Origin of the sequence: Microcystis sp. M165S2 (genome assembly GCF_020245885.1) — a bacterium.
In the GTDB taxonomy this organism is placed as follows: domain Bacteria; phylum Cyanobacteriota; class Cyanobacteriia; order Cyanobacteriales; family Microcystaceae; genus Microcystis.
Map to the genome: position 1 here is coordinate 1 of NZ_JADBTZ010000059.1, position 4,885 is coordinate 4,885.

Here is a 4,885-nt window from a genome sequence, read left to right on the forward strand (position 1 = left end):
GGAGTGATCAGGGGGAAAATTCAGGTACTTTTTCCCTGAAAATTAGGTAGTTGACCACCTGAAAATCGGTAAAACCCATCCCCCATCCCCCATCCCCCAACCCCCAACCCCCAACCCCCAACCCCCACCGAAAAACTTTTTGCCGCAAACCCTAAGTAATTATGCCAGTTAAGAAAGCGGCACGCTTAACCTTTCCCTAACCCATAAATTACTATATATTTTAGTTGTGTGAGGAGTGAGAAGAAAGCAAAGTCCTTGGGGTCGAAACACGGCAAGACTCCCAGGGGCTTTTCCATGTCTAGGGAACAGTTGTCAGTCTTGACATCCTCGCCGCCCTAAAAGTGCGGCGATTCCTAAACCTCACGATTTAAGTTTCTGCTTCAACCACCGTTGCATACCACGGTTAAAAAACTATGTACTGTCTTACACAAAGTCCACAGACTTTCGCGACCTTTCAGAAGCCCGATTCCGTGTGTCCCACGGTACGGTTCTGACTAAACGCTTCTTGTACTTGTTGCGCGCGACTTTTTACCCGGACAAGCTTTTCTGAACGCAACCCCCTAAGCCGAGTTTTCAAGGTGCTGTCCGCCCACTTGGTTTTCGAGACGGTCTTTTTAATTCTAACGTAAAGCCAACCTAGAACGGCGGGGTTTCCCACCCAAAATTTTCGATGATGCAGCCTCAAGAGCGAGAACCTTTTGCCAGTTTAGTTTTATATCATCTCTTTAAATGGTCGATCGTTAGCCCAACCCTACACGGCTATTTTCGCGGTCGCGTTTACGGAGTAGAAAATGTCCCCCGGCGTCATCCTCTGATTATCGTCTGCAATCACGCCAGTTACTTCGATCCACCCCTATTATCCTGTGCCGTGCGTCGTCCCGTAGCTTATATGGCTAAAGAAGAATTATTTACCATCCCGATTTTAAAACAGGCGATCGCTCTTTATGGGGCCTATCCCGTCAAACGCGGCAGTGGTGATCGCGGGGCAATTCGGGCGGCGATGGGAGCATTAGCGGCGGGCTGGGCAGTGGGAGTGTTTCTGGAGGGAACCCGCACCGAGGACGGATTGATCCATCAACCAAAACTAGGCGCGGCGATGATTGCCGCTAAAGCGGGAGTTCCTCTGTTACCCGTCAGTTTGTGGGGGACAGAAAAGATTTTTCAAAAAGGTTCTTCTTTTCCCCATAGTATCCCCTTAACTATTCGCATCGGGGAAGTGCTGCCGCCACCGATTTCTAACAAAAGAGAAGCTTTACAGGCAGTTACCGAGCGCTGTGCCGAAATTATTAACGGATTACACGCCCTCGGACGCTAAATCGACCTTTTAAACAGGATTTAGTCTTAGATTTCTTTCCCCTACACTTTGAAGTGGGGAATGTGGGTTAAAATTGGCATAACTCGACCATCGCCTCGACCATGTTCTTTTTTGTCCTCGGCTTCAATCTAGGCCTAACTTTATTTAATTGCTTTCTAGTCTGGAAATTGTGGCAATTGCGGCGGATTTTAGGGCGAGTGACCAAAATTTTAAACCGGGTGGAACGACGTTTACACCACATTTTTTACCCCGCTCCGGAACATATTATCATCGCCGGGGCGAAAAGCTATTATCTCAGACAAAACTATCAACGTCTCTGGGGACAGATACAGATACTGCAATCCCTATTCTTGACCTTCTCCCTGATTATCCGTTACTGGCAGCGTCAACCCCGTCAACGCCGTCGCCTGTGGTCGCTACAATTGAGCAAAATCTCTAGCAATCAAGCAGCTGACAGCAATCACCAGCCAAAGTAATACACAAGTACGAGTTAAATTCAAAGCCTGTTCGACGGTTTTGACGGTAATCGGGTTGAGGTTATCGCCCAATAAAGGTTTTTCCACAATCTGGCCCCGATATTGATTTTTACCCCCCAATTGCACCCCCAAAATCGCCCCATAGACGCATTCACTCCAACCAGAATTAGGACTAGGATCCCGACGGGCATCGCGCCAACAAATGCTTAAAACCCGCTCCGGCTGGCCCGAAATTAGGGCGAGAGTTAATACCGTCAAACGACAAGGTAGCCATGTCAAAACATCCTCGCTTTTGGCACTAAACCAACCAATATGGGTGTAGGGTGGCCGACGATAGCCAATCATCGAATCGAGGGTACTAGCGGCTTTATAAGCGCAAGCGAGGGGCACTGGTCCCACCCCCAGAAAAGCACCGAGAAGGGCATAAAAAAGCGGCGCGGTAACTCCATCCACACCATTTTCACTGACGGTTTCTAATAGGGCGCGGAGGATTTCTTCCCGGCCGAGATTATCTGTGTCGCGACCAACGTATAAACTTAGTTGGCAACGAGCTAAGGTGATATTTTCCGCTTGTAAAGGTGCAATGACTGTTTCGGCAGCCCTGCGTAAACTTCTGCCGGCTAAACAACTAGCTAGGAGAATCATTTGTACTAGGTAACTCAGGAGCAAATTGACCTGACCTAACCATTGGATTCCTAGCCAAGTTAAGACCCCAGCCAAGATAATTAAACCTAGTCCCAGAATTATGCCCGCTAAACGTTGGCGAATTTTTTCCTGCGTCCAATTAAGGATAACTTTTGTGGCAACGGCAATAATCGCCCCCATCACCTGCACTGGATGAATCCATCCCCAAGGATCGCCGATCAGATAATCTAAAACTGCCCCTAATACCAAAATGATCGCCGTTGCCGCTTCCTTCACAATTACTCCCTTTTCCCATCGATATCCCGAATTTTCTCAATATTCTCTTCCCAGTTAGCCCCATCAAAGAACTGGATCTGAAAATCTTCTAAGACATTGCCCTCCAAACAGCGCAGGTTTATATCTATAGCGTCAGGATGGGAGCGGGGACGATAGAAAGGATGAATACCACAAACACGACAAAAATAATGTTGGGCTGTGTGGGTATTAAATGTATAGGTACTTAAAAAATCTTCACCGCTTAGGAGGGTAAATTGTGCTGAAGGAACAATCAGATGCAGAAAGCCTTTTTTCTGACAAATCGAACAATTACAGTCTAGAGCTTGCTCATGCTCGATCGCCACTTGAAAACGGATCGCTCCACAGTGACAACCCCCCCAATAAATCTTTGCTTGTGTTGTTGCTGTCATAACTTCTAAACTACTAAACAATAAAGCTGGTTTCCTCTCCCCTAGCGGCGATCCAGCTACGGGCATCGTAGTATAAATCGGCTAAGGTAATCTTCCCTAGGGCCTCTTTTAATTTCTCATGTAGGTGTTTCCAGATAGTAAATGTCACCCAATCTTCTGCCTGTTCGTCCTTGGGATGATAGCCTGATAATGGCTCGATCGTCTCTCCCACTGCCTCCAAAATTTGCCCCAACGAGATACGATTTGCCGGCCTGGCCAATTGATAACCCCCTTGCGCTCCCCGAAAGGAGCGAACTAACCCCGCTCGTCGCATTTCTATCAGCAATTTCTCTAGATAAGCGGCCGGGATATCTTGACGCAGGGCGATCGATTTTACCGATACGGGAGTTCCCCTCGGTTGTAAACTAAGATCCAGCAAGGCTTTAACACTATAGTGACCCCTAGTTGTTAGCTTCATTATCCCTCATTTTTACCTCTTGATCTCTATCCTACCCCCTGCTCTCATTGATGACAGAAAGACTAACCTCCCTTACCTCAGCATCTCGATCAACATTGATAAATTCTGTTAAGATTTCGATCAAGAGATCCAGTGTAATCACTTACAATCAATTTCCTCAAGCAAGTGATAATTTTTAGTTTATACCGTGTAAGATGAGTGTAGAGAGCAATCGTAACCCGATTGTTTCTGGTCGGGGGAAGCAATTCTCCTCGATTAGCCTTGATGACCCTAACCTTTACTTATCTGCCGCGAACTTAAATGAACAAAACCACCAATCCAGAACCCCTGACTGGCCTCGAACTAATTGAGAAAGTTAAACAGCTAGGCAACCTCAGCAAAGAGGAAAAAGCCCGGGAATGCGGCTACTATACCATGACAAAAAATGGTATTGAACGCGTTAATATGATGAAATTTCTCAATGCTCTAATCGATGCCGAGGGAATTGACTTAGATAGCAGTGCCAATGGCCACGGACGAGGTGGGCGCTCGGCCAGCTACCGGATCAGTGTCCAATCCAATAATAATCTCCTAATCGGTTCGGCCTACACCAAAAAAATGGGACTCAAACCGGGAGATGAATTTGAAATTACTTTGGGGAGAAAACATATTCATCTCAAGCAAGTTGGCGCCAACGACGACGACGAATAGCAATAATTAAGGAGAGAGCCGTTTAACTCTCTCCTTGCTATGAGATAAGCTCTTGTCCATTGAAACTGGGTATTTTATCCTCAATCAGTCTTTAAGCATCTAGATCAAAGACTCCGTTCGATATGTCCGGTTAATTTTGTCCTATTAACCGCGTGTAATATACCTCTCCAGAAATCAGGCTAGAAGACTGATCCACCCAGCTAAAATCTTCATTATTGGAGATGTCTAATGCAGCGACTAGAAAAACTGGCATCTCCTGGGGTGCTAATTAGGAATTCTCGGCTTCTTTGGAGACAATCCAGAAAGCGTGGATAATGCCGGGGACATAACCGATTAAAGTTAAGATGATGTTATTGACATCCTCGCCGCCGTAAAACGGACGGCGATTCCTCACCACGCCACTTTTTTAGAATGGTCGCTGAATGGGGTTGACGCTTCACGGGATGCTGCTTCTTTAACAGAAGTCTTACGCTTTCCGACCCGTCCGTTTTCAGTGTCCGAATGCCCTCCGGCCACTTTGAACAAGTCGAAAAAATCTCATGTTCAACCTTATTTCCTAGAAAGTTTTACTCGTTCAAGGCCGAATTTGAAGTCTTTTCTGAACGAAACCCCTTAC

At 46.6% G+C, this 4,885-nt stretch carries 7 protein-coding genes; 3 read left to right on the forward strand and 4 right to left on the reverse strand.

Annotation, left to right across the window (positions count from 1 at the left end):
* Nucleotides 1-670 precede the first annotated feature (670 nt).
* Together IM479_RS03335 and IM479_RS03340 are read left to right on the forward strand one after the other, a co-directional pair.
* Nucleotides 671-1,315, forward strand: coding sequence for a lysophospholipid acyltransferase family protein (locus IM479_RS03335; protein WP_287687079.1), 645 nt, complete (start codon nucleotides 671-673; stop codon nucleotides 1,313-1,315).
* Between the two features lie 197 nt (nucleotides 1,316-1,512).
* On the forward strand, nucleotides 1,513-1,791 hold the full coding sequence (locus IM479_RS03340) for a hypothetical protein (RefSeq protein WP_287699175.1): 279 nt from the start codon (nucleotides 1,513-1,515) through the stop codon (nucleotides 1,789-1,791).
* On the opposite strand, the gene cbiB is transcribed toward IM479_RS03340, so the two are convergent.
* The 3 genes from cbiB to IM479_RS03355 are packed head-to-tail and all read right to left on the reverse strand — an operon-like array spanning nucleotide 1,732 to nucleotide 3,579.
* Entirely contained in the window at nucleotides 1,732-2,712 is a 981-nt protein-coding gene (gene cbiB, locus IM479_RS03345; RefSeq protein ID WP_287687075.1) for an adenosylcobinamide-phosphate synthase CbiB, read from the reverse strand. The two genes, IM479_RS03340 and cbiB, sit on opposite strands and share 60 nt — an antisense overlap.
* A gap of 2 nt (nucleotides 2,713-2,714) precedes the next feature.
* A complete protein-coding gene (locus IM479_RS03350) occupies nucleotides 2,715-3,188 on the reverse strand; it encodes a GFA family protein (protein ID WP_287687074.1) in 474 nt (157 codons plus the stop codon).
* Nucleotides 3,136-3,579 carry an Rrf2 family transcriptional regulator gene (locus IM479_RS03355; RefSeq protein WP_287075738.1) on the reverse strand — a complete coding sequence of 148 codons (444 nt, stop codon included), beginning with the start codon at nucleotides 3,577-3,579 and terminating at the stop codon, nucleotides 3,136-3,138. The genes IM479_RS03350 and IM479_RS03355 overlap by 53 nt, the downstream gene beginning before the upstream one ends.
* A 300-nt stretch (nucleotides 3,580-3,879) precedes the next feature.
* On the opposite strand from IM479_RS03355, the gene IM479_RS03360 reads away from it, so the two are divergent.
* Nucleotides 3,880-4,269 carry an AbrB family transcriptional regulator gene (locus IM479_RS03360; protein ID WP_287075741.1) on the forward strand — a complete coding sequence of 130 codons (390 nt, stop codon included), beginning with the start codon at nucleotides 3,880-3,882 and terminating at the stop codon, nucleotides 4,267-4,269.
* A gap of 268 nt (nucleotides 4,270-4,537) precedes the next feature.
* Here the strand turns inward: IM479_RS03360 and IM479_RS03365 are convergent, their stop codons facing one another.
* On the reverse strand, nucleotides 4,538-4,666 hold the full coding sequence (locus IM479_RS03365; RefSeq protein ID WP_287687073.1) for a YqaE/Pmp3 family membrane protein: 129 nt from the start codon (nucleotides 4,664-4,666) through the stop codon (nucleotides 4,538-4,540).
* Nucleotides 4,667-4,885: the final 219 nt, after the last annotated feature.

Coding starts and splice junctions, on each gene's coding strand:
- IM479_RS03350 (WP_287687074.1), bottom strand. CDS start 3,188: ATGCCCGTAGCTGGATCGCCGCTAGGGGAGAGGAAACCAGCTTTATTG.
- IM479_RS03355 (WP_287075738.1), bottom strand. CDS start 3,579: ATGAAGCTAACAACTAGGGGTCACTATAGTGTTAAAGCCTTGCTGGAT.
- IM479_RS03360 (WP_287075741.1), top strand. CDS start 3,880: ATGAACAAAACCACCAATCCAGAACCCCTGACTGGCCTCGAACTAATT.
- IM479_RS03335 (WP_287687079.1), top strand. CDS start 671: ATGATGCAGCCTCAAGAGCGAGAACCTTTTGCCAGTTTAGTTTTATAT.